This is a genomic window from Mesorhizobium sp. P2_A8, from assembly GCF_056404935.1.
Genome location: NZ_JBFUDB010000001.1, coordinates 769,185 through 791,523 on the forward strand (window position 1 = coordinate 769,185; position 22,339 = coordinate 791,523).

General features: G+C 64.1%; 23 protein-coding genes. 12 read left to right on the forward strand and 11 right to left on the reverse strand.

Annotated elements, in window-relative coordinates; genetic code table 11:
* Positions 1–24 precede the first annotated feature (24 nt).
* The 5 genes from AC1D10_RS03765 to AC1D10_RS03785 all read left to right on the forward strand — a co-directional run bounded on the left by AC1D10_RS03765 (position 25) and on the right by AC1D10_RS03785 (position 4,815).
* Positions 25–1,161 carry an ABC transporter ATP-binding protein gene (locus tag AC1D10_RS03765; RefSeq protein WP_477268966.1) on the forward strand — a complete coding sequence of 379 codons (1,137 nt, stop codon included), beginning with the start codon at positions 25–27 and terminating at the stop codon, positions 1,159–1,161.
* A complete protein-coding gene (locus AC1D10_RS03770; protein ID WP_477268967.1) occupies positions 1,142–2,305 on the forward strand; it encodes an ABC transporter substrate-binding protein in 1,164 nt (387 codons plus the stop codon). Before AC1D10_RS03765 ends, AC1D10_RS03770 begins: the two co-directional genes overlap by 20 nt.
* A 62-nt stretch (positions 2,306–2,367) precedes the next feature.
* Positions 2,368–3,231 carry an ABC transporter permease gene (locus AC1D10_RS03775; RefSeq protein ID WP_477268968.1) on the forward strand — a complete coding sequence of 288 codons (864 nt, stop codon included), beginning with the start codon at positions 2,368–2,370 and terminating at the stop codon, positions 3,229–3,231.
* Complete coding sequence (locus AC1D10_RS03780; protein ID WP_477268969.1) at positions 3,231–4,043, forward strand: ABC transporter permease; 813 nt, start codon at positions 3,231–3,233, stop codon at positions 4,041–4,043. The genes AC1D10_RS03775 and AC1D10_RS03780 overlap by 1 nt, the downstream gene beginning before the upstream one ends.
* Before the next feature lie 10 nt (positions 4,044–4,053).
* On the forward strand, positions 4,054–4,815 hold the full coding sequence (locus AC1D10_RS03785) for an SDR family NAD(P)-dependent oxidoreductase (RefSeq protein ID WP_477268970.1): 762 nt from the start codon (positions 4,054–4,056) through the stop codon (positions 4,813–4,815).
* Between the two features lie 40 nt (positions 4,816–4,855).
* Here AC1D10_RS03785 and AC1D10_RS03790 read toward each other — a convergent pair whose 3' ends face one another.
* Positions 4,856–5,743: a LysR family transcriptional regulator gene (locus AC1D10_RS03790; RefSeq protein WP_477268971.1), complete on the reverse strand. Its 888-nt coding sequence runs from the start codon at positions 5,741–5,743 to the stop codon at positions 4,856–4,858.
* A gap of 107 nt (positions 5,744–5,850) precedes the next feature.
* Here AC1D10_RS03790 and bla point away from each other — a divergent pair, with 107 nt between their 5' ends.
* Entirely contained in the window at positions 5,851–6,744 is an 894-nt protein-coding gene (gene bla, locus AC1D10_RS03795) for a class A beta-lactamase (RefSeq protein WP_477268972.1), read from the forward strand.
* A gap of 43 nt (positions 6,745–6,787) precedes the next feature.
* On the opposite strand, the gene AC1D10_RS03800 is transcribed toward bla, so the two are convergent.
* The 9 genes from AC1D10_RS03800 to AC1D10_RS03840 form a co-directional block, all read right to left on the reverse strand.
* A complete protein-coding gene (locus AC1D10_RS03800) occupies positions 6,788–8,296 on the reverse strand; it encodes an aldehyde dehydrogenase family protein (protein ID WP_477268973.1) in 1,509 nt (502 codons plus the stop codon).
* Positions 8,297–8,316: 20 nt separating this feature from the next.
* Positions 8,317–8,661, reverse strand: a complete 345-nt coding sequence (locus tag AC1D10_RS03805; RefSeq protein ID WP_477268974.1) for a cupin domain-containing protein — start codon at positions 8,659–8,661, stop codon at positions 8,317–8,319.
* A gap of 23 nt (positions 8,662–8,684) precedes the next feature.
* A complete protein-coding gene (locus AC1D10_RS03810) occupies positions 8,685–9,026 on the reverse strand; it encodes a cupin domain-containing protein (RefSeq protein WP_477268975.1) in 342 nt (113 codons plus the stop codon).
* Between the two features lie 97 nt (positions 9,027–9,123).
* Entirely contained in the window at positions 9,124–9,474 is a 351-nt protein-coding gene (locus tag AC1D10_RS03815) for a cupin domain-containing protein (RefSeq protein ID WP_477268976.1), read from the reverse strand.
* Positions 9,471–10,745 carry a glycosyltransferase gene (locus AC1D10_RS03820; protein WP_477268977.1) on the reverse strand — a complete coding sequence of 425 codons (1,275 nt, stop codon included), beginning with the start codon at positions 10,743–10,745 and terminating at the stop codon, positions 9,471–9,473. The genes AC1D10_RS03815 and AC1D10_RS03820 overlap by 4 nt, the downstream gene beginning before the upstream one ends.
* 12 nt (positions 10,746–10,757) lie before the next feature.
* Positions 10,758–11,831, reverse strand: coding sequence for an ABC transporter ATP-binding protein (locus AC1D10_RS03825; RefSeq protein ID WP_477268978.1), 1,074 nt, complete (start codon positions 11,829–11,831; stop codon positions 10,758–10,760).
* A complete protein-coding gene (locus tag AC1D10_RS03830; protein WP_477268979.1) occupies positions 11,828–12,622 on the reverse strand; it encodes an ABC transporter permease in 795 nt (264 codons plus the stop codon). Before AC1D10_RS03830 ends, AC1D10_RS03825 begins: the two co-directional genes overlap by 4 nt.
* Positions 12,615–13,457: an ABC transporter permease gene (locus AC1D10_RS03835; RefSeq protein WP_477269834.1), complete on the reverse strand. Its 843-nt coding sequence runs from the start codon at positions 13,455–13,457 to the stop codon at positions 12,615–12,617. Before AC1D10_RS03835 ends, AC1D10_RS03830 begins: the two co-directional genes overlap by 8 nt.
* 99 nt (positions 13,458–13,556) lie before the next feature.
* Positions 13,557–14,624: a polyamine ABC transporter substrate-binding protein gene (locus AC1D10_RS03840; RefSeq protein ID WP_477268980.1), complete on the reverse strand. Its 1,068-nt coding sequence runs from the start codon at positions 14,622–14,624 to the stop codon at positions 13,557–13,559.
* A 237-nt stretch (positions 14,625–14,861) separates the two neighbouring features.
* Here AC1D10_RS03840 and AC1D10_RS03845 point away from each other — a divergent pair, with 237 nt between their 5' ends.
* The 4 genes from AC1D10_RS03845 to AC1D10_RS03860 are packed head-to-tail and all read left to right on the forward strand — an operon-like array spanning position 14,862 to position 19,768.
* Positions 14,862–15,800: a GntR family transcriptional regulator gene (locus tag AC1D10_RS03845; protein WP_477268981.1), complete on the forward strand. Its 939-nt coding sequence runs from the start codon at positions 14,862–14,864 to the stop codon at positions 15,798–15,800.
* Positions 15,801–15,810: 10 nt separating this feature from the next.
* Positions 15,811–17,094, forward strand: coding sequence for a nucleotide disphospho-sugar-binding domain-containing protein (locus AC1D10_RS03850; RefSeq protein ID WP_477268982.1), 1,284 nt, complete (start codon positions 15,811–15,813; stop codon positions 17,092–17,094).
* Between the two features lie 5 nt (positions 17,095–17,099).
* The gene (locus AC1D10_RS03855) at positions 17,100–18,479 is read left to right on the forward strand and encodes a glutamine synthetase family protein (protein ID WP_477268983.1); all 1,380 of its coding nucleotides are present in this window, start codon (positions 17,100–17,102) and stop codon (positions 18,477–18,479) included.
* On the forward strand, positions 18,479–19,768 hold the full coding sequence (locus tag AC1D10_RS03860) for an NAD(P)/FAD-dependent oxidoreductase (RefSeq protein WP_477268984.1): 1,290 nt from the start codon (positions 18,479–18,481) through the stop codon (positions 19,766–19,768). Before AC1D10_RS03855 ends, AC1D10_RS03860 begins: the two co-directional genes overlap by 1 nt.
* A gap of 25 nt (positions 19,769–19,793) precedes the next feature.
* Here the strand turns inward: AC1D10_RS03860 and AC1D10_RS03865 are convergent, their stop codons facing one another.
* A complete protein-coding gene (locus AC1D10_RS03865; protein ID WP_477268985.1) occupies positions 19,794–20,564 on the reverse strand; it encodes an IclR family transcriptional regulator domain-containing protein in 771 nt (256 codons plus the stop codon).
* Between the two features lie 119 nt (positions 20,565–20,683).
* Between AC1D10_RS03865 and AC1D10_RS03870 the strand changes: the two genes are divergently transcribed.
* Positions 20,684–21,541: a CoA transferase subunit A gene (locus tag AC1D10_RS03870; RefSeq protein ID WP_477268986.1), complete on the forward strand. Its 858-nt coding sequence runs from the start codon at positions 20,684–20,686 to the stop codon at positions 21,539–21,541.
* The gene (locus AC1D10_RS03875) at positions 21,538–22,338 is read left to right on the forward strand and encodes a CoA-transferase subunit beta (RefSeq protein ID WP_477268987.1); all 801 of its coding nucleotides are present in this window, start codon (positions 21,538–21,540) and stop codon (positions 22,336–22,338) included. The genes AC1D10_RS03870 and AC1D10_RS03875 overlap by 4 nt, the downstream gene beginning before the upstream one ends.
* The last annotated feature ends 1 nt before the right edge of the window (position 22,339 follow it).

The window sequence follows — 22,339 nt, forward strand, 5'->3', positions numbered from 1 at the left end:
GCCCTGTCGCTGGAGCCAGCAGCCTTGACCGCAGTGCCCGACATCGAGTTTCGCGGCGTCACCAAGCGCTATGGCAGCGTGACCGCGGTGAGCGGCATCGATCTCGCCGTGCCGCCTTCCGCCTTTGTCGCTTTGCTGGGACCGTCCGGCTGCGGCAAGACGACCTGCCTGCGGATGATCGGCGGCTTCGAACAGCCGAGCGAAGGCCAGGTGTTCATTCGCGGCCAGGACATGGCCGGCACGCCGCCCTACCGGCGGCCGGTCAACATGGTGTTCCAGCAATACGCGCTGTTTCCGCATCTCGATGTCGAGGACAACGTCGCCTACGGGTTGCGCCAGGCACGGCCGCGGCTGTCGTCGCGCGAAATCACCTCACGGGCAGGCGAGGCGCTCGCCATGGTGCGGCTCGCCGGCTATGGCCGCCGCAAGATCCACGAATTGTCCGGCGGCCAGCAGCAGCGTGTCGCGCTGGCACGCGCGCTGGTCAACAAGCCGGCCGTGCTGTTGCTCGATGAGCCGCTGGCCGCACTGGACAAGAAGCTGCGCACCGACATGCAGATCGAGCTGCAAAACCTGCAGCGCGAGATCGGCATTACCTTCGTGCTGGTCACCCACGACCAGGAGGAAGCGCTGTCGATGAGCGATTTCGTCTGCGTCATGAATGGCGGCCGCATCGTCCAGCTCGGTCAGCCGAGCGAGATCTATGACGAGCCGGCCGACCTGTTCGTCGCCGATTTCGTCGGCAAGACCAATTTGCTGAGCGGTAAAGTCGCCGGGCATTCGGGCGAGCTGGTGGAGGTGGCGCTCGCCGACGGCAGCGTCATCGCGGCGCGCAAACGTACCGCCTTGCAACAGGGCGAGACCGTATCCGTCAGCCTGCGTCCGGAATCGCTCAGTCTCGGCGCTCCGGAAAGCGGCCGGTTCAAGGGCATCGTCCGCAACCGGATTTTTCTGGGCTCGACCGCGGAATACGCGATCGAGGTCCAGGGCATCGGAACGCTGCTGGCCAAGGCCGACCACCTGATCGGCCACGGCAATCTCTTCAAGCCGGGTGAACCCGTCGCCATCGGCTTTGCCGCCGGAACGCCGCTGGCGTTTCCGGACCCCAAGAACAACGGGACCAACCAGAGGGTAACCAAACATGTCGAAATCATATCGTGATGGACTGCCGATAAGCCCTGAGAATTTTGTCGACCAGCTGATGCGCCTCAAGCGCGGCTCGATTGGCCGCCGCGATTTCCTCGGCCTCACGGGCCTCGGTATCGCAACGGCTGTGATGGCGCGCGAGATCGGCATCATGCCGACGTCGGCCTTCGCCGCCGAGAGCCTTGGCGACCGCATGTCGATCGCCACCTGGCCGAACTATCATGATCCGGCGACGTTCGAGAATTTCAAGAAGGACACCGGCGTCGCCGTCGAGGTCAACGTGTTCGGTTCCAACGAGGAGATGCTGGCCAAGCTGCAGGCCGGCGCCTCGGGCTGGAGCCTGTTCGTGCCGACGAACTACACGATCTCGACCTACAAGAAGCTCGGCATCATCGAAGCACTCGATATGGCGAAGCTGCCGAATTTCGACGGCTCGCAGGAAGACCCGCGCTTCACCTCGGAAGGCACGATCGACGGGACGACCTACGCCGTGCCGAAGAACTGGGGCACCACCGGTATTGCCGTCAACACCAAGAAGCTGACCAAGCCGATGACGAGCTGGAAGGAGTTCTGGGATACCGCGATGGCGGAGGGCGATGGCCGCACCATGGTGCACGATTACCAGCTGACCACGATCGGCAATGCGCTGAAATATCACGGCTACTCGTTCAACTCGCTGAAGCCGGACGAGCTCGCCAAGGCGGAGGAATTGCTGCTCAAGGTCAAGCCGCATCTGTTCGCGGTCTCATCCGACTACCAGCCGGGAATGCGTGCCGGTGACGCCTGGATGACGATGTGCTGGACCAATGACGGCGCGCAGCTGCATCGCGACATTCCGGAGATCGCCTATGTGCTGGGCAAGGAAGGCGGCGAGATCTGGACCGATTTCTATGCCATTCCCAAGGACGCCCCGAACAAGCCCGCCGGCTACGCCCTGCTCAACTATCTGATGAACCCGCAGGTCGCGGTCAAGGAGCACCTGGCCAATGGTGCCCCCTCGACCGATGCGCGGGTCAACAAGCTGCTGCCGAAGGAGGTGCTCGACAATCCGATCCTCTATCCGGCGGCCGACCTGTTGACGCCGCTCGAATTCGGCGCGGCGGCAACGCTGACCGATCCTGGCCGAGCCGAACTGATGGCCCGTTTCAAGTCGGCCTGAGTGCCGGCCTGACGCAGACAACTGACCGGCGGGCGTGTGTCCGCCGGCACCGGGGCGGTTTCATGCACGGCAACAAATTTCGTCACAATCTGATGACCACCTTGCTGCTCGGTCCAGCGGCGGCGTGGCTGGTGGTGTTCCTGGTGCTGCCGTTCATCGCCATCGCCGTCTTCAGCGTCGGCGAGCGGGCACCGGAAGGCGGCTACCAGGCCGCCTTTACGCTCGCGCAATATGCCAATCTTCCGGCGCGGGCGACCGCCTTCTGGAACACGATGCTGCTGGCGCCGGTGGGGGCGCTGGCCTGTCTTCTCGTCGCCTATCCGGTCGCCTATTACCTTGCCCTGCAAGCGCCGCAGCGCTGGCGGCTGATCCTGCTGGCGCTCGTCGTCATTCCGTTCTGGACCAGCCTTCTGATGCGGACCTATGCCTGGATGTATGTGCTGGGCGGGCGCGGCATTCCGGCGCTGCTCGCCTATATCGGCTTCGAGGATATCAGGCTGATCAACACACCGGGCGCCGTCCTGCTTGGCATCGTCTATGGCTATCTGCCGCTGATGATCCTGCCGATCTATGTCAGCCTCGAGCGGCTCGACCGCCGGCTGCTGGAAGCCTCCGCCGATCTGGGTGCAACGCCGCTCTCCACCTTCCTGGGGGTGACATTGAAATTGTCGCTGCCGGGGGTGATGACCGGCTTCTCGCTGGTGATGATCCTGCTGCTCGGCGAATATCTGATCCCGACGCTGCTTGGCGGCGGCAAGGTGTTCTTCATCGGCAATGCGCTGGTCGACCTGTTCCTGCAATCGCGCAACTGGCCGTTCGGATCGGCCATCGCGATCACGCTGGTGCTGGTCTCGGTGGTGGTGCTGATTGCCGCCAACCGCATCTCGACACGGGTTTCGGGCGCGCGCCGGGTGGATCTGATCTGATGCGCGCCTTCGTCATCGTCGTCTTCGCTTTCCTCTATCTGCCAATCGCGCTGGTGGTGCTGTTCTCCTTCAACGCGGGCCACCACGCGAGCGAGTTCACCGGTTTTTCGGTACAATGGTACGGCAAGGCGCTGGCGAATCCGTTCCTGGTCGAAGCGCTGAAGAACAGCCTGTTCATCGCCACCACCAGTGCCCTGCTGGCGGCGCTGTGCGGCACCGCGGCCGCCCTTGGCCTGGCGCGCGTCGGCGTACGGACCCGCGCCATCTTCGATGCGCTTCTGGGTGCCGCGATCGTCGTTCCAGGCGTGGTCATCGGTATCTCGACGCTGGTCGCGCTCGTCCAGCTGTTCGCGGTCGTCAACCCGTTCCTCGCCTCGATGTGGCCTGGTGACCAGCCGCCGCGGCTGTCGCTCGGTTATGGCTCGATCATCGCGGCGCATGGCCTGTTCTCGATGGCGCTGGTGACGATGATCGTCGGCACGCGTCTCGGCAGCCTCGACCGCAATCTGGTCGAGGCCTCGAGCGATCTCTACGCCACGCCGTTGACGACGTTCCGTAGCATCGTCCTGCCGCAGATCATGCCGGCGGTGATTGCCGGATTCCTGCTCGCCTTCACGTTTTCCTTCGACGATTTCATCGTCGCGTTCTTCGTCGCCGGCGCGCAGACGACGCTGCCGATCTACGTCTTCGCGTCGATCCGGCGTGGTGTGACGCCGGAAATCAATGCCATCGCGACGATCGTGCTCGTCGCCTCCGTCGTGCTTGTGGTGCTTGCCCAATGGCAGCTGCGCCAACGCAAACCGCCGAACTGAAAGTCGCATCATGATCCTCAAAGACCGCATCGCCGTGGTGACGGGCGCCGGCTCCGGCATCGGGCGCGCCGGCGCCATGATCATGGGCGGGCAAGGCGCGATGGTCGTCATCGCCGACAGGGATCAGGCCGGCGGGGAGGCAACAGCTGCGGACATTCGTGCGGCGGGGGGCCGGGCCGAGGCAATCCCCACCGATGTCGCGGAAGATGCGGCAGTAGAGGAGCTCATTGCTGGTACGCTCGACAGGCACGGGCGTATCGACATCCTGCACAATCACGCCGGCATCCAGGTCGGCGGCGCGCTGACCGAGGTCGAGGTCGGCGGTATGGACGCCTCGTGGCGGGTCAATGTGCGGGCCCAGTTCCTGGCAGCCAGGCTGGTGATGCCGTCGATGATCGCACAGGGCGGCGGCGTCATCCTCAACACGGCCTCCAATTCGGGCGTGTTCTACGACCGCGAAATGATCGCCTATGCCACCTCCAAACATGCCGTTGTGGCGATGACGCGGCAGATGTCGCTCGACTATGCAAGGCACAATGTCCGCGTCAACGCGCTCTGCCCGGGCTGGGTCGATACGCCGTTCAACGAGCCGTTCATCGCCCAGATGGGCGGGCGCCAGGCGATCGAAAACTACGTCCGCACCAAGATTCCGATGGGACGCTGGGCGAGCGCTGAAGAGATCGCCGAGGCGATCCTGTTCCTCGTCTCCGACCGCTCATCCTTCATGACCGGCCAGGCGCTGGTGATCGACGGCGGCGAAAGCATCGGCTGAAGCCGATCTGTTTGTCGGCGCAATTCCGGACGGAAAATCGCTACACACTTTTCCTGGAATTGCACTCCGTCTCGGCCTTCAACCAGTCGGCAAAGATCGTCATTGCCTGCGAGTCCTGGCGCCTGCGCCGCACTGAGAGCCAGTATCGGCCGACATCGACCGTACAGTCGAAAGGCTGCACCAGCTCAGCCGAGCGGAGCTCGCGGCTGAACATGGAAACCGGCAGCAGTGCCACGCCGGCGCCCTGGACAGCAGCGTTCGCCATGGTGACCGATGAGTCGAAGACGATGCCTTTGATCGGCGGGCAATGACACCCCGCCGCCTCGAACCAGCGCAACCATTCGTCTTCCCGGTAGGAGCACAGCAGCGTTTCGCGTGCCAGGTCCGAGGGGTCGCGCAGACGCGCCGCGATGTCGGGCGTGCAGGCCGGCGAGAAGCCGCCCGGCAGCAGGGGCGTGTTCTCGGTGCCTTGCCAGGAGCCGTCGCCGAAGCGGATGGCGAAATCGAGACCGTCGGCGGCGAGATTGACCCGGTTGTTGTTGGTCGAAATGCGCAATTCGATGTCCGGATAGGCCTGGTGAAATGCCGGCAATCTGGGGATCAGCCAGCCCGAGGCGAAAGTGCCGACGACACCGACGGTGACGATGTCGTTGAAGCGGCCGCCCTCGAAGCGGTCGAGCGTGTCGCTGATCCTGTTGAAGGCATCGCTCAGCACGGGCAGCAGGGCTTCGCCTTCCTCGCTCAAGGCGAGGCCGTGCGGCAATCGGCGAAAGAGCCTGACGCCAAGGACCTCTTCAAGGCCCTTGATCTGATGGCTGACGGCGGCCTGGGTGACGCGCAGCTCGAGGCCGGCGCCGGTGAAGCTGAGATGCCTTGCGGAGGCCTCGAAGGCGCGCAAGCCATTCAGCGGGAGGTGCGATCGCTTCATCAATCCCCAGCCCTAGGTTTTTCTTATGTCGGGGACGATGTTTACTCGTTTGCGACGGCGTCGGATCCGGTCCAGTTCTGCCGTGCGGGGCAACAGAGAGTGCGGACATGACAAGCAGACGCAGTTTCATCGGTGGTCTCGCGGTGGTCTTGACGGCCCCCGTCACCCTTGGCGCAATCGCGAAGGCGGCAACGAGCCCGACAAAATTTGATGAGGTCTTGCCGAAAATAAGGCGGATCGAGGCGAAAAGCGGTGGTCGGCTCGGCGTGGCCTGCCGAATCTCCGGAACGACGGCACAATTCGGCTATCGCGAGAACGAGCTGTTTCCGATGTGCAGCACCTTCAAGGCCCTCGCAGCTGCGTTCGTGTTGCATCGCGTCGATGGCGGCATCGAGCAGCTCGACCGCAACGTCAAGATCCCGCACGACGCTGTCGTCGCGAATTCTCCGACGACCAAGAAACATGCTGGCGGCGAAATAGCGGTAGCGCAGCTCTGCGAGGCCGCCGTGACAGTCAGCGACAACGGGGCGGCCAATCTCTTGCTGGAGTCCTTTGGCGGGCCGGCGCAACTGACGTCCTATCTGCGTTCGATCGGCGACAAGGTGACCAGGCTGGACCGGATCGAGCCGGAGCTGAACGAGTCGCTGCCGGGCGACGCGCGCGACACGACCTCACCGCTGGCCATGGCTAACAATTTTGAACGGCTGACGATCGGCAACAGCCTGTCGGACAAGGGTCGGGCGCAGCTTGTCGAGTGGCTGGTGGCCAACAAAACCGGCGACGAGCGCATCCGGGCAGCACTGCCGAAAGGCTGGACATGCGGCGACAAGACCGGAACCGGCGCGCGCGGCAGCACCAATGATGCGGCCGTGATCTGGCCGACTTCCGGCAATCCGATTGTGATGTCGGTCTATCTGACCGGCACGAAACAGAGCCTGGCCAAGCGCAACGCGGTGATTGCTTCTGTCTCACGGGCATTGGTGGAAGCGATCGAGGCGTAAGATCGTCCTATCGGACGGGCGCTGCGCTGCCGCGCGGCTCATTTCAGACGTGCTTGCGGCCGCCGGTTTCGCGGAACCAGCTGTCAGGGTAGGGATACCACCAGTCCTGGATAGCCGGTCTATGGTCGATGATGACCATCTTCGAGCGGCGGAAGGCATCAAGCCCCTGACGGCCAAGCTCACGGCCGAGGCCTGACGCTTTCCAGCCGCCGAAGGGCAAGGCGTCATTGTCGATCAGCGGATTGTTGACCCAGACCATGCCGGCCTCGAGCCGCTCGGCCGCCTCATGCGCCTCGGCGAGATCGGTGGTGAACACCGAGGCGCCGAGCCCGAACGGGCTGTCATTGGCAAGCCGTATCGCCTCGTCGAAATCCTTGACCCGGCAGATCGCGGCAACTGGGCCAAAACACTCTTCGCGCACGATCGCCATCTCAGGGGTGACGCCGGTGAGGATGGTCGGCTCGTAGAACCAGCCTGTGTTGTGCGCTGGCGGAATGCGGCCGCCGGTGACTGCAACGGCGCCGTTGGCAATAGCGTCGTCCACCAGGCGCATGACCTTGGCCCGCGCGCCTTCGCTGACCAGCGGGCCGATCTCGGTCTTGTCCAGCCCGTTGCCGATGCGCAGCGCGCGCGTCCTTTCGGCGAACAGGTCGACAAAGCGGTCATGCACGTCGTCGACGACGAAGAAGCGTTCGGCCGAGGTGCAGACCTGGCCAGTGAGATGGAAGGCGGCGGTGACGCTGCCGGCAGCCGCGATCTCGAGCGGGGCGTGTTTGCTGATGATCAGCGGATCGCTGCCGCCGGCCTCGATGACGCAAGGCTTCATGCGTTCGGCGCAGGCCACGGCCACTGCCTTGCCGGCGGCGACCGAGCCGGTGAAGGCGACAGCATGGGTGCGCTCCGAGGCGATCAGCGCCTGCGCGGTGGCGGCACCGCCGGGCAGGCAAGAGACCAGTCCTTCCGGCAGCGAGCGGAACACGGTCATGTAGTCGAGCGTCGACAGCGTCGTCGCTTCGGCCGGCTTGATGACGCAGGCATTGCCGGCGGCCAGCGAGGCGGCGACGGTCCAGCACATCAGCAGGATCGGGAAGTTGTAGGGCATGATGTGCACCGACACGCCATAGGGCTCGTAGCGCGCATACTGGAACGAACCGGCCTGCGTTGTGCCGGCGATCTTGCCGGCGTCGTCGCGCGCCATCTCGGCATAGTAGCGGAAGATCGGCGCGCAGTTGGCGATCTCGCCGATCGCTTCCGGATAAGGCTTGCCCATCTCACGCACCATCAGTTCGGCGCAGCGCGTGAAGTCGGCCGCCTCGATGGCGTTGGCGACGGCATGCAGATGCTTGGCCCGGCTCTTGGCGTCGAGTTTCTTCCAGGCGGCCTGCGCCTTGGTGGCCGCAGTGAGCACGGCATCGATCTCGCCGTCGCCGGCGGGCGCGATGACGCCGACCGTTTCCATCGTCGCCGGATCGATCACCGGTTTGTTCGGGCCGGCCATCGGCCGGTAATCCGGGTTGACGAAGAAAGCCGGCCGGTCAGGGGAGAAATGCATGGACATCCTCTCGGACCCGCTCAGCGGATCATGTAGACCTTCTTGATCGTCTCATGGACGGTGCAGACGCCTTTCCAATCCTGTGGAAAAAACGCTGCCGTGTCCGGCTCGATCTCGATGATTTCGCCGGACTCATGGACGTAGGTGCAGCGGCCTTCGAGGAAGTGGCAGAACTCGTCGCGGGTGACGTGGCAATGCCATTTGCCCGGCGTGCAGACCCATAGGCCGCACTCGGAGCGACCTTCTGGCCCCTTGTACAGAAGCTTGCCCGAGGTGCGGGATTCGCCCTCGATCATTGTCGGGATGACGCCCCAGTCGACGAGGTCGGTAATGGTGAGTGGGGATTTCATGATGGGCGTGGTCATGTCGATTTCCTTGGAATGGGCGCTCACCGGCACATGAAGGCCTTGGTCAGCGTTTCGGTGATGATGGAGATGCCGGTCCAGCCGGCGGGGAAGAACACAAGCGTGCCGGCCTCGACCGGAATCTGCTCGCCATTCTCATGGACATAGCTGCCGCGTCCCGACAGGAAATGACAGAACTCGTCGGCAGGGAAGGTGACTTTTCGCGTGCCTGACGTGCATGACCAGAGGCCGCATTCACTCGATCCGTCCGGGTTCTGCGACAGGATCTTGCCAGAGGCGCGTGGCGAGCCGGCAAGCGTGTTGCTACCCGCGCCCCAGTCCTCCAGGTCCACGGTCGAGGCCTTCGGCCAATGCGGTGTCAGCACGTCATCAAACTCCGTGTACCTTTGCTTGAGGATGAACTCGTCCGAAAGCCGGGTCCCACTTTTCGCTGGCGCGGTCCTTCGGTTCGGGATCATGCTTTCAGGCCAGCATGTAGACGTTGCGCATGGTCTCATGGACCGTGCACTCACCCGCCCAGCCGGCTGGGAACATGACCACGGTTCCTGCGGAGACTTCTATCACTTCGCCGACATCCGACCGGTAGGTCGCGCGGCCGGCGACAAAATGGCACAATTCGTCGCGCGGGATCGCCAGCCGCCAGCGCCCGGGCGTGCAGACCCAGATGCCGGATTCCGGCTGGTTGTTCGGCCCCTTGTGCACCAGCCGGCCGGTGGAATGCGACGCGCCTTCCAGCGCATCCGGCTGAGCGCCCCAGTCGACGAGATCAGTGCGGGTCGAGGCCTGGTGGAGGTGTGGGGCGGAGGAGGTCACAGCAATCTCTCCAGCAATCCAGCAGCCTTTTCCGGGCCGTTCTGCGCGTGCATCTGTGCCGAGGTCTTCGCCAGCTTGGCTTTCATCGCTGGTTCCGTCAGGCAGGCTTCGATCTTCGCGATCAGATCGGCATCGCTCCAGTCGTAGCGCGGCATGCCGAAGCCGTGGCCGGTTTCCTCGACGCGGGTGGCGTTGTCGTGACCGTCCCAGACATAGGGCATGATGATCGCCGGCTTGCCGAAATAGAGGCACTCGGTGAACGAGTTGTTGCCGCCATGGTGGATCACCGCGTCGACCTGCGGGATGACCGAAGGCTGCGGGAACCAGCTCTCGACGATGATATTGCCGGGCACGTCCGTGTACTGGTCCTTGTAGCCGCCGACATTGACCAGCGCGCGGTAGCGCGTCTTGCCCAATGTCGCGATGATGCGCTTCAACAGGTCGACATCGCCGGCGCCCAGGCTGCCGAAGGAAACATAGAGCAGCGGCCCGTCATTGTTCTCAGCGAAGGTCGGCACCGTGTAGGGCTTTTCCTGACGCACGCAGCCTTCGAGATACTGGAATTTTGCCGGGTCGAGCGGATGGCGGCGCTTGAACTTCGCCGCCTCGGGATAAAGCAGCAGGTTGAGATAGGGCGAGGCCTCGAAGAACTGGCCGATCGGATAGGGCGCCTCGTTGTTGGCGGTGAGGAAGGTATTGAAGTCGTCATGGATCGGCTTGATCACCGCGTTGAAATGGTCGCGGTAGCGCTGGTGTCCGGCATGGTCGTTCTCGCCGCAGCCGGAGAGATGCGGCGGAATGTCCTCATCCTCGATCTCGTTTTCCGAGCAGGAGATGACGCGCACCCACGGCTTGCCGAACTGCTTGATCGCCGGAAACAGGATGACGTTGTCGACGCAGATCACGTCCGGTTTGATGCTGGCCAGAACGCGCGGCAGGTCCTTCTGCGCCCATTTGGCGCTGTCGACGATCGCCGTCCAGCAATCCTTCACGTAATTGTCGACTTGGTCGTAGGGCGATTTGCGGAAGTTCGGGATGTGGCCGTTGATGAAATCCTCCCAGAACTTGGCCATCTGCTCCGGCGGCATCGGCTCGGACAGATTCACCGGATGGGCCTCGAAGCCGTAGCCCTTGTAGACATCGACGAAGCCGGGATCGGACAGGAACACGGCCTTGTGTCCACGCGCCTCGACCGCCTGGGCAATGCCGACGGAATTGAGCGCCGGGCCGTAGGCGGCTTCGGGAAAAAACGCGATCGTCTTCTGCGCCATCAGGCTTCTCCTTCAATCTGCGAAAATTCTGACATCGGCGGCGTCCCAGCCGAGTTCGACCTGGTCGCCCGACGAGACTGGCCGGCGGTCGGCGGCATCGGCGGTGACCCGAACGAGGAACGGCTTCGGTGACAGGGGGGTGCGCACATGCAGCTGCAGGTCGAGCCCCTGATAGGCCATCGCCTCGACCGTGCCGGTGGTGCGGTTGGCGGTCTCACCCGAGGGGAACAGCCGGATGCGCTCGGGCCGCACCGACGCGACAGCGGACGCACCGGGCGAAAGCGAGGCGGGAACCTTGCCGGCGATCCGGGTGCCATTGCCCGCCATGACGCCATCGGCGGCGGCCTTGCCCGGCACGAAGTTCATCACACCGATGAAGTCGGCGACGAAACGGTCGCCGGGATGTTCGTAGACCGCGTGCGGGGTGTCGCATTGCAGCAATCTGCCATCCTTCAGCACCGCCATGCGGTCGGCCATGACAAGCGATTCTTCCTGGTCGTGGGTGACGATGACGAAGGTGATGCCGACCTCGTGCTGCAGGCGTTTCAATTCCAACTGCATGGCGCCGCGCAGCTTCTTGTCGAGCGCGCCCAGCGGCTCGTCGAGCAACAGCAGCCGGGGCCGCTTGACCAGCGCCCGGGCGAGCGCGACGCGCTGCTTCTGGCCGCCCGACAATTGCTCCGGCTTGCGGTCGGCGAAGGGGACGAGTTCGGTTGTCGCCAGGATGGCATCGACGCGGGAGCGGATTTCGCTAGCCGGCAAGCGCTCCATCTCCAGCCCATAGGACACATTGGCCCGGACGCTCATATGCGGAAACAGCGCGTAGGACTGGAACATCAGATTGACCGGCCGTTTGTTGGGCGGGGTCCTGGCGATATCGCGCCCATCGAGCAGGATCCGTCCGCCACTGGGCGTCTCGAAGCCGGCCAGCATGCGCAGCAGCGTGGTCTTGCCGCAGCCGGAAGGGCCGAGCAGGGCGAAAAACTCGTTCTCGCGGATGTCGAGCGAAATGCCGTCGACGGCGGTAACGCGGCCGAAATTCTTCGACACCTTGTCGATGGCCAGCAGCGTGCGTGGTTCGCTCATTGGCCGATAATCCCGCGGTTGAGACGCTGCGACAGGGTCAGCGCGGTGATGCTGACCGCCATGACGATGGTCGCCAGGGCGTTGATCTCCGGCGTGATGCCGAAGCGGATCATCGCATAGATCTGCATCGGCAGCGTGGTCGAGGCGCGGCCGGCGCCGGCGGTGAAAAAGGCGATGATGAACTCGTCGACCGACAGCGTGAAGGCAAGCAGCGCGCCGGCGATCACCGCCGGCAGGATGACCGGCAATGTCACCCGCCGGAAGGTGGTGACGGCGGAGGCGCCAAGGTCGGCTGACGCTTCGACAATCGACCAGTCGAAACTCTTCAACCTTGCGCGCACCACCGAGCAGACGAAGGCGAGGTTGAAGACGACATGAGCCAGGATGATGGTGTGCAGGCCCATGGTCAGGTTGAGCATGGAGAAAAACGAGAGCAGCGCGATGGCCAGCACGATGTCGGGGATGATCATCGGGGCGAAGATCAGTGCCTCGAGGCCCTTGCCATACTGCCGGCGCATCTCGACGCCGATCGCCAGCAGCGTGCCGAGCAGTGTGGCGACGGCGGTCGAGACCAGCGCCACGATCAGCGTGTTGAGCGCGGCGGAGAGGATGGCGGAATTGCCGGCCAGCGAGATGTACCATTTCAGCGAAAAGCCGGACCATGCCGTCGGCAGTCCGCCTTCGTTGAAGGACAGCGCCACCAGCACGGCAATCGGAATGTAGAGGAAGGCGAAGACGAGGCTCAGTAGCAGCCAGAGTGCGCGCCGCGTGGTGGGAGAGCGCTCAGCCATCGGCGCCACCGCTCACTTGCGCGGTCCGGCCCGAGGCGCGGTCGGCGGCCAAGGCCTGCGCCATCAGCACCAGCAGCATGATGGCGATCAGCGCCATGGCCAGTGCTGCGCCGAACGGCCAGTCATTGGCGGTCAGGAACTGGTCGTAGACGAGATTGCCGATCATCTGGAAGCGGCCACCTCCGAGCAGCGCCGGCGTGACGAAATTGCCGATCGACAGCACGAAGACGAAGACCGCACCGGCGGCGATGCCCGGCACGGTCAGCGGCAGGATGACCCGGCGAAAGGTGGTTATCGCCGACGCGCCGAGGTCGCGCGAGGCTTCGGCGAGTTCCGGGTTGAGCCGCGACAGTGGCGCGTAGCAGGCAAGGATGACGAACGGCAGGTAGTTGTAGACCAGGCCGGCGATGACGGCGCCTTCCGTATAGAGCATCGACGGTGGCTCGCCGGTGTAGCCAAACCAGCGCAAGAGCTGGGTGATCAGCCCTTCGCGGTTGAGCAGCACGATCCAGGCATAGGTGCGGATCAGGTAGTTGGACCAGAACGGCAGCACGGCGAAGAACAGGAACACCGGCTGCAACCGGCGCGGTGCGGCTGATATGGCATAGGCGGCGGCATAACCGATCACCACCGCGATGAGCGTCGCTGTGCCGGCGATGCGTGCCGAGTTGAGGAAGATGCCGGCATAGAGCGGGTCGAAGACCAGCCCGAAATTCTCCAGCGTAAAAGTGTATTCGATGCCGCCATAGATGCCGCGCCGGAAGAAGGCGAGCGCCAGCACCAGGGCGCACGGCACCACCATCAGCGCGGTCAGCCAGACCAGCGCCGGGGCCATCAGCAAGGAGGAGCGAAGTCGGGTCTGGGACAATTTTCGGGTACCGCTCAGGGCCGGCGGCAGAAGCGCCGCCAGCCGTGATGTCTGGTTTGAGGCCGTTTACTGTGCGGCCTTGATCTCGCTCACGATCTTCGAATAGTCGCGCTGGGCGTCGCCAACATCCCGCAGTTGCTCGAACTTGACGAGGTCGGCCACCGGCATCGCCATGTTGGGGAATTTTGCCAGGAAATCGGCCGGCAGGCTTTCCATGGCCGGCTTGTTCGGCACCTTGTAGTCGATGTTCTGCGCCGCCCAGGCGTGGTTCTTGGCGTCGAGCATGAAATTGATGAACTGGAAGGCGGCGTCCTTGTTGGCCGAGGCCTTCATCACCACCATCGTGTCGACCCACAGGTCGGAGCCTTCCTTGGGGATGACGTACTTGATCTCGGGCTTCTCGGCGATGCCGTAATTGCACCAGCCGTCCCATGCCTGCACCATCAGCGCCTCGCCGGAAACCAGCTTGGAATAGAAAGTGGTGTCGTCATAGGCGAGCAGGGTCTTCTTGGCCGAGATCAGCAGGTCCTTGACCTCGGCCATCTTGGCCGGATCGGTCTCGTTGACGGAAAAGCCCTTGTCGAGCTGGCCGGCGGCCAGCAGCCAGCGATCGGTCGCCAGCATTGTGGTCTTGCCCTTCAGCTCATCGGACGGGGCGAGCAGGTCGCTCCAACTCGTGGGCGCGACCTTCATCAGGTCGGAGCGATAGCAGAGGCCTGTCGTGCCCCAGGTGTAAGGCACGGAAAACGTGTTGCCGACATCGTGCGGAAGCTTTGTCGCTTCCGGATAGAGGTTGGCGAGGTTGGGGACCTTGGCGTGGTCGATGGGCTCGGTCAGGCCGAGCTTGTTCAACACTTCGGCGAAGGGCGAGGATACGAAGACCACGTCATAGCCTTTGCCGCCGGCGGCGATGAGCTTGCCCATGATCTCTTCATTGGTGGCATGAACAACCACCTCGCCAGAAACCCCGGTCGCGGTCTTGAAGGCGGCCATGGCGTCGGGGGCCATGTAGCCGTCCCAGTTGGAAATGACGAGGTCCGCAGCCATCGCCGGCGCCGACAGCGCCAAGGCAAGGCCGAGTGCGATTGACGGCATCTTCAGCGAACGGTGCCGCAGAAAGGTCGTGGCGGTCATGACAGGTTCCCCATTCTGGTTGATCGTCGAATTCATTCGCCGGACCAACGCCTGCGACCCGTGCCGCCGCCTCGATCCTGTTCCCTCGGTCTTTTTTGGCCGATTGTCCTGACAGTACTATTGCAGAAAAAAGTACGTCAATCCATAATTTGCCAAGCGACCGAGGAATCTGACCGATTGCGTCCGCGAGGCCGATCGGTCAAAGCGTATTGGCCACGTCCGTTCACGAGCATTGTCATGCAAGCCGCAGCCCGACGACCCCGCACCAACCACCTCGATCTGGCGCAGCGCATCCTGGATGTGGCGCGGCAGCGCGGCTTCGAGCCCGGCGCACGCCTGCCGGAGCAGCAGATCGCGTCGCTGTGCAATGTTTCGCGCACGCCGGTGCGGGCGGCGCTCAGCCTGCTTGCGGAACAGGGCGTTGTACGTTGGGAGGCGGCATCGGGCTATCATCTGGCCATCGACCTCACCGCGCAGGCGACTGTTGCCACGGAACTGCCTGTCACCGAGGAGGACGAGCTTGCCGAGGCGATCCTGCGCGACCGGTCGGCGCGGCGGCTGGACCAGACAGTAACCGTCGCGGGACTGATGCGGCGGTACGATGCTGAACGAAAGACGGTACTAAAAGCGCTCAACAAACTGACGGAAGAGAATCTTCTGGACCGTGCGCCGGGGCAGTCCTGGCTTTTCCGGCGCGCGCCAGACGATCCGGAGGCACAAGGCGAAAGCTATGAGTTCCGCTTGCTGCTGGAGCCGGCCGCCATCCTGACGCCCGGCTTCCGGCTGGACGGCGCACGTGCCGCGGCATTGCGCCAGAGCATGGAAGCGCTGTCGGCACTGGCGGACGCCGCCTTCGACACACGCGAGTTCCAGCGGCTGGACATCGATTTTCACGGCATGCTGGCCGAGGGCTGCGCCAACCGCTTCGTGGCCGACGCGCTGGCCGATCACCTCAGGCTGCGCCGGCTGCCAGGCATCTATGCCGGCGTCAACGTCTTCCGGCTGCGGCAGTCGCTGCGCGAACACCTGAATATACTCGACCATCTTGAAAGCCGGCAGTATGAGGTGGCTGCCGATCTGCTTCGCATTCACCTGCGGCTCTCCCGCAACCAGCGACCGCAAGCGGCCAGTCGCGGGGCTCCCGCCCTGTTCGGCATGATCAGCCGGCCGGAATGACGAGGATTGATTGACGCGTAAAGCCAGCCCGACCATCGCGCTGTTTCCCGAAGCCAGTTTCGGCGCGGCGTTGAATTGCGTCGGCATTGCGCAGGCGCTGCGGGCAAAAGGCGCCCGGCCAGTCTTCATCTGCCATGCCGGCTTTTCCGGTGTCTTTGCCGACTATGGTTTTCAGGAATATCAGCTGCCGACCGACGAGCCGCTGAGCGACAGCGAGCGCCAGAGCTACTGGCAGGCTTTCGTGCGCAGGCATCTGCCGCATTTCAGGCTGAGCCCGATCGACCAGCTCGAAACCTATGTCGCGCCGACCTGGCAAGCGATCGTCGACACCGCGGTCAATGCCGAGGCGCCGCTGCGGCAATTGCTGGCGCGGCTGAAACCGGACGCGGTGGTGCTCGACAATGTCATCATGTTCCCAGCGATCGCTGCGGCCGGCTGCCCGTGGGTGCGTGTCGTTTCCTGCGCCGAGACCGAGCTTCCGGACGCTGCCGTGCCGCCCTATCTGTCGGGGCTGGGCGCTGACGACCCGCAACGCGAGGCGTTCGAGGCCCGCTATCTCAAGGCCTCGGCGCCGGCGCATGACCGCTTCAACCGCTTCCGGGCGGATGCCGGCCTGGCGCCGCTCGCGAAGGGCTTGTTCCTCGAAGCCTCGCCTGACCTCAACCTGCTGCTGACGCCGACGATCGTGCGCCGCGAGCGCGCCGAGCCGCTCGATCCAGCCCGCTTCGTCTATCTCGAAGGCTGCGTGCGCTCGGAAGGCCCGTTCCAGGTGCCGGTGTTTCCGCGCAATGGCGGACCGCTGGTCTATGTCAGCTTCGGCAGCTTAGGGGCCATGGATGTCGGACTGATCGAGCGAATGCTGGCCGTGTTCGACAGGCTGCCGGCGCGGTTCATCGTCAATGCCGGCGGCTTGCGCGACGCCTATCGCGCGGTGCCGGACAATGTCTATCTCGATGCCTGGTTTCCGCAGCCCTCGGTGGTGGCGAAGTCGGACCTGTTCATCCACCATGGCGGCAACAACAGTTTTTGCGAGGCGCTGCGCTTCGGCGTGCCGTCGCTGATCATGCCCTATTGCTGGGACGGGCATGACAATGCGCGGCGCGCCGAGGAGACCGGCGTCGGCAATCATATCGGCCGTGACGGCTGGACCGAAGGAGTACTGGAAAGAGCCATTCTCGGCCTGCTGGCCGATGACTCAATGCGCGCCCGTCTCAGGGACAATGCAGCCCATATGGCGCTGATCCCGGGAACGGACGTGGCCGCGCAAGCCATACTCTCCCTGATACGGACATGAACGAAATGCCTGACAAAAACACGAATACCTCGCTCTCCGGCGCCAGCGACCCCAAGGCCTGGCTGGCCCAGTACTGCATCAACGAGGTCGAGTGCCTGGTGCCCGACATGAACGGCGTCCTGCGCGGCAAGGCGCTGCCAACGGCCAAGTTCCTCAAAGCACTGGAAGACCGCGCGCTCTATCTGCCGAGCAGCGCTTTTCTGGTCAGCATCGACGGCCGCTATTCCGGCTCGATCGACGAGGGTTTTGCCTATCAGGACCCCGATATGCGCATGGTGCCTGACGTTTCGACGCTCTGCCTGGCGCCTGGCGCGGCCGCTGGCAAGGCCTATGTGTTTGCCGATGCCTTCCACATGGACGACCGGCCATGGATGGCCTCGCCACGTCATGTCTTGCGGGCAGTGCTCGACCTCTACCGCCAGCGCGGCTGGCGGGCGGTGGTGGCGCCGGAGCTTGAATTCTATCTGACCGCGCCCAATCCCGATCCCGACCGGCCGCTGACCGCACCGGTTGGCGGCAATGGCCGCACGGAGACCGTGCAGCATCCCTATGACATGGCCGCGCTCGAGGAATTCGAGCCGGTGATCCGCCGCATCTATGACTATGCCGCAGCAGCGGGGCTGCCGCTCGACACGCTGATCCATGAATCGGGCACGGCGCAGCTGGAGATCAATTTCCTGCATGGCGATGCGCTGCCGCTGGCCGACAAGGTGCTGCTGTTCAAACGGCTGACGCGCCAAGCCGCGCAGCAAAGCGGCATGCACGCCACCTTCATGGCCAAGCCGATCGCGGCACAAGCGGGAAGCTCGATGCATCTGCACATGTCGGTCATCGACGAGGCCGGCAAGACGCTGTTTGCCGGCACTGATGATGCCGACACCGAGATGTTCGGCCATTTCATCGGCGGCCTGCAGACATATGTCCCCGAGATCATGCCGCTGTTTGCGCCGAACGTGAACTCGTTCCGCCGCATCCGCCCAAACCACAGCGCGCCTGCCAACATCGAATGGTCGCACGACAACCGCTCCTGCGGCCTGCGCGTGCCGGCCGGTGGTCGCGCCGCGCGGCGGATCGAGAACCGCTTGCCGGGTGCGGATTCCAACCCCTATCTGGCGATCGCCGGCTCGCTTCTCGCAGGCTATCTCGGTGTCGAGCAGAAACTCGCGCGCTCGGCCGAGGCGTCGGGCAATGCCTACAAGATCAAGAGCACTCTGCCGAAAACCATGGAGGAGGCGCTGGATCGTTTCACCGCTTGCGAGCCGGTGCGGACACTGCTCGGCGAGGACTTCTTCCAGACCTATCTGCGCGTCAAGAGCGTCGAACTCGACCTGTTCCAGGGCGTGGTTACGAGCTGGGAACGCGACCACCTGCTGCTGAAGGTGTGATGATGGGCTTCAATTCCGGCCTGGATATCGGCAAATCCTACTATGTCGCGACGGCAAATCCGTCGCCGGACCATCCCGCCCTGCAGGGCGATGTCGACGCCGACCTGGTGGTGGTCGGCGGCGGCTGTACCGGCCTGTCGGCGGCCCTTCACGCCGCCGAACGCGGGTTGAAGGTGGTGCTGCTCGAAGGCGGCAAGATCGGCTGGGGCGCATCGGGGCGCAATGGCGGTCAAATGATTCCCGGCCTGCGCAAGGGCGCCAAAGGCCTGGTCAAGCTCTACGGACCTGAACGAGCGAAGGCATTGTTCGACCTCGCCTTCGAGGCGCGCGGGCTGGTGCTCGAGATCATCGAGCGCCATGCCATCGATTGCGATCTTCGGCTGACCGGACATCTGGTCGGCGCGGTCAACGGCTCCGATCTCAAGGATCTTGAGGAAGAAGCCGAGTGCCTGGCCACGGTGATGAAGTTCCCGCATGCCGAAATCCTGTCGGCGGCGGACGCCCGCTCCAAGGTCGACACGCCCTATCACGGCGCGATGTACGAGCCGCTTGGCGGCCACATGCATCCGCTGAATTACACGCTCGGCCTTGCGCGCGCCGCGGTCGCGGCGGGCGTTGTCATCCACGAGAATTCGATTGCCGTGCGGCTGGAGCGGGAGCCTTCGATCAAGGTCTCGACGGCCAAGGGGTCGGTCCGGGCAAAGCATGTCGTGCTGGCAGGCGATGCACTGCTCAACGGGCTGGAGCCGCGTGTCAACAGCCGCATCATGCCGGTCGGCAACTACATCGTCGCCACCGAGCCGCTGGGAGGCAAACGCAATGTCATCCCGGCGAATGTCGCGGTGTCCGACACCCGCTTCGTCGTCAACTATTACCGGATGTCGGCGGACGGACGCCTGCTGTTCGGCGGCGGCGAGCGCTACACGCCGTCGCCGCCGGCCGACATTGCCGGCTTCGTGCGGCCGCATATGGAAAAGACCTTTCCGCAACTTCAGGGCTGCCGCATCGATCACGCCTGGGGCGGGCTGGTGTCGGTGACGACGTCGCGCCTGCCGCATGTCGGGCACTATGGCGAGGTCTATTTCGCGCATGGCTATTCCGGCAAGGGGGTGATTCTTTCGACGCTGTCGGGCAAGCTCCTGTCCGAGGCGATCACCGGCGACGCCGCACGGCTCGACCTGTTCTCGACGCTGACGCCCATGCCGTTCCCCGGCGGCACGGCACTGCGCGGTCCGCTCTATGTGCTCGGCATGCTCTGGTACGCGATGCGCGACCGCATCAAGCATTGAGGGTGCGAGATGCAACCCCGATGAATTAGACGACGAAGAAATCCTCGATGCGCTGCCTGGCCTCAAGCAGCGCCGGCAGGATTTCCCGTTCCATCTCCTCGACGGTGAAGCGGGCCGACTGGGTCGAGACGTTGATGGCCGCGACCGTGCGTTGCGCCCGGTCGCGGATCGGCACGGCGATCGAGCGCAGGCCGAGTTCCAGCTCCTCGTCGACGATGGCAAAGCCGTCCGCCTTCGCCTTGCCGATGGCGTCGGCCAGCAGCCGCCTGTCGGTGATCGTCTTGAGCGTCCGTCTCTCGATCGTCGCCTGGCCGAGAAATGTGTCGAGTTCTTCAGGTGTCAGGCCGGCAAGCAGGATGCGCCCCATCGAGGTGCAATAGGCCGGCAGACGGGTGCCGACATCGAGCGATACGCTGAGGATGCGCCGGCCGGGAATGCGCGCGACATAGACGACATCCTGCCCCGACAGGATCGCCGCCGAGCAGGCCTCGTTCAATTGCGTCGCCACGGCACGCATGATGGGGGCAGCGAAGCTCCACAGCGAGGCGCCGCCGAGCCAGGTGCGGGCGACCGTCAGCAGGCGCGGCGACAGGGAGAACACGCGCCCGGCCTGGGTCGCGTAGCCGGTGGCGACAAGTGTCAGCAGGAATCGACGGGCGCCGGCGCGGGTCAGTCCCGCTTGCTCGGCCATTTCGGTCAGCGTCATGCCTGAGGGGTGCCGTGCCAGGATCTCCATCACGGCAAGGCCGCGCTCGAGCGAGCCGACATGGTCGCGGGAAGCGGCCTCTTCGTCCATCTCACCTCCACGGGGGTCATCGGCGCCCAGATTGACTCGACGCCATCACTCGGCGTAATAAGTATCGCATACAAAACATATGTTCGCAATACGAACATTTTGGACCCGGAGCCCAAGCGATGGTCAAGTTCCTGCCGCTCAAACAGGCCGTGGCCGAAAATCTGAACGATGGTGACTCGGTCGCCTTCGAGGGCTTCACCCACCTGATTCCGACTGCAGCGGCGCATGAGGCAATCCGCCAGGGGTTTCGCGACCTGACCTTGATCCGTATGACGCCGGACCTGATCTACGACCAGATGATCGGCATGGGCATGGCGAAGAAGATCGTCTTCTCCTATGTCGGCAATCCAGGCGTCGGCCTGCTGCGGCGGGCCCGCGACGCCATCGAGAACGGCTTTCCCAGATCGATCGAGATCGAGGAACACAGCCATGCCGGCATGGCCAATGCCTATGAGGCGGGTGCCGCCGGCCTGCCCTGCGCGGTTTTTCGTGGCTATCGCGGCGCTGGGCTGGCGGCGGTCAATCCGAACATCAAATCGGTGACCTGTCCCTTCACCGGCGAGGTGCTGGCGGCCGTCCCCTCGATCCGACCTGACGTCACCTTCATTCATGCGCAGAAGGCGGACAGGAAAGGCAATGTGCTGGTCGAAGGCATTATCGGCATCCAGAAGGAGGCGGTGCTGGCGGCGAAGCGGTCGGTGGTGACGGTCGAGGAAGTGGTCGACAATTTCGACGATCTCCACCCCAATCTGACCGTGCTGCCGCGCTGGACGATCGCGGCGATCGCCGTCGTGCCCGGCGGCTCGCACCCGTCCTACGCGCATGGCTATTATGCGCGTGACAATGCGGCCTATCTGGAATGGGACGAGATCGCCGCCGATCGCGAAAAATTCCAGGCCTGGATGCAGGTGAACGTCATCGAGAAGAGCGCCGACGATTTCGCGGCCCGTGTCGACCATCTGAGGAAAGTGGCATGAGCGACAGTCCATTGGGCTTTACCCCAAACGAGATGATGACGATCGCCGCCAGCCGTGCGCTGCGGAATGACGATGTCTGCTTCGTCGGCATCGGTGCGCCATCCGCCGCCTGCAATGTCGCGCGGCTGACGCATGCTCCTGACATCACCTTGATCTACGAGAGCGGCACGATCGGCACTGCGCCAGACGTGCTGCCGCTGTCGATCGGCGATGGTGAATTGTGCGAAACCGCCGTCACCACTGTCGCCGTGCCGGAAATGTTCCGCTACTGGCTGCAGGGCGGCCGTATCTCGATCGGTTTTTTGGGTGCTGCCCAGCTCGACAAGTTCGGCAATATCAACACCACGGTCATCGGCGACTATTTCCATCCCAAGACCCGGCTGCCCGGCGGCGGCGGCGCCCCGGAGATCGCGACGTCGTCGAAGGAGATCTACATCACCATGGCGCAGACCAAGCGCGGCATGGTCGAAAAGATCGACTTCTTCACCTCCTTCGGCCATGGCGAGGGCGGCGATCATCGAAAGCGTCTCGGCATCGACACTGCGGGCCCGTCCTTGCTGATCACCGATCTCGCAATCTGGAAACCGGACCCGGTGACCAAGGAATTCACGGTCGTGTCGCTGCATCCCGGCGTCACGCGTCAGCAGGTGCAGGAGACCTGTGGCTGGATGGTAAAGTTCGCGGAGGCGCTTGACGAAACACCGGCGCCAAGCGAACTCGAACTCACGACATTGCGCGACCTGCAGGCCCGCACCAAGGCGGCGCATGAGGGAACCGGAAAAGCAAAGGCTGCATGAC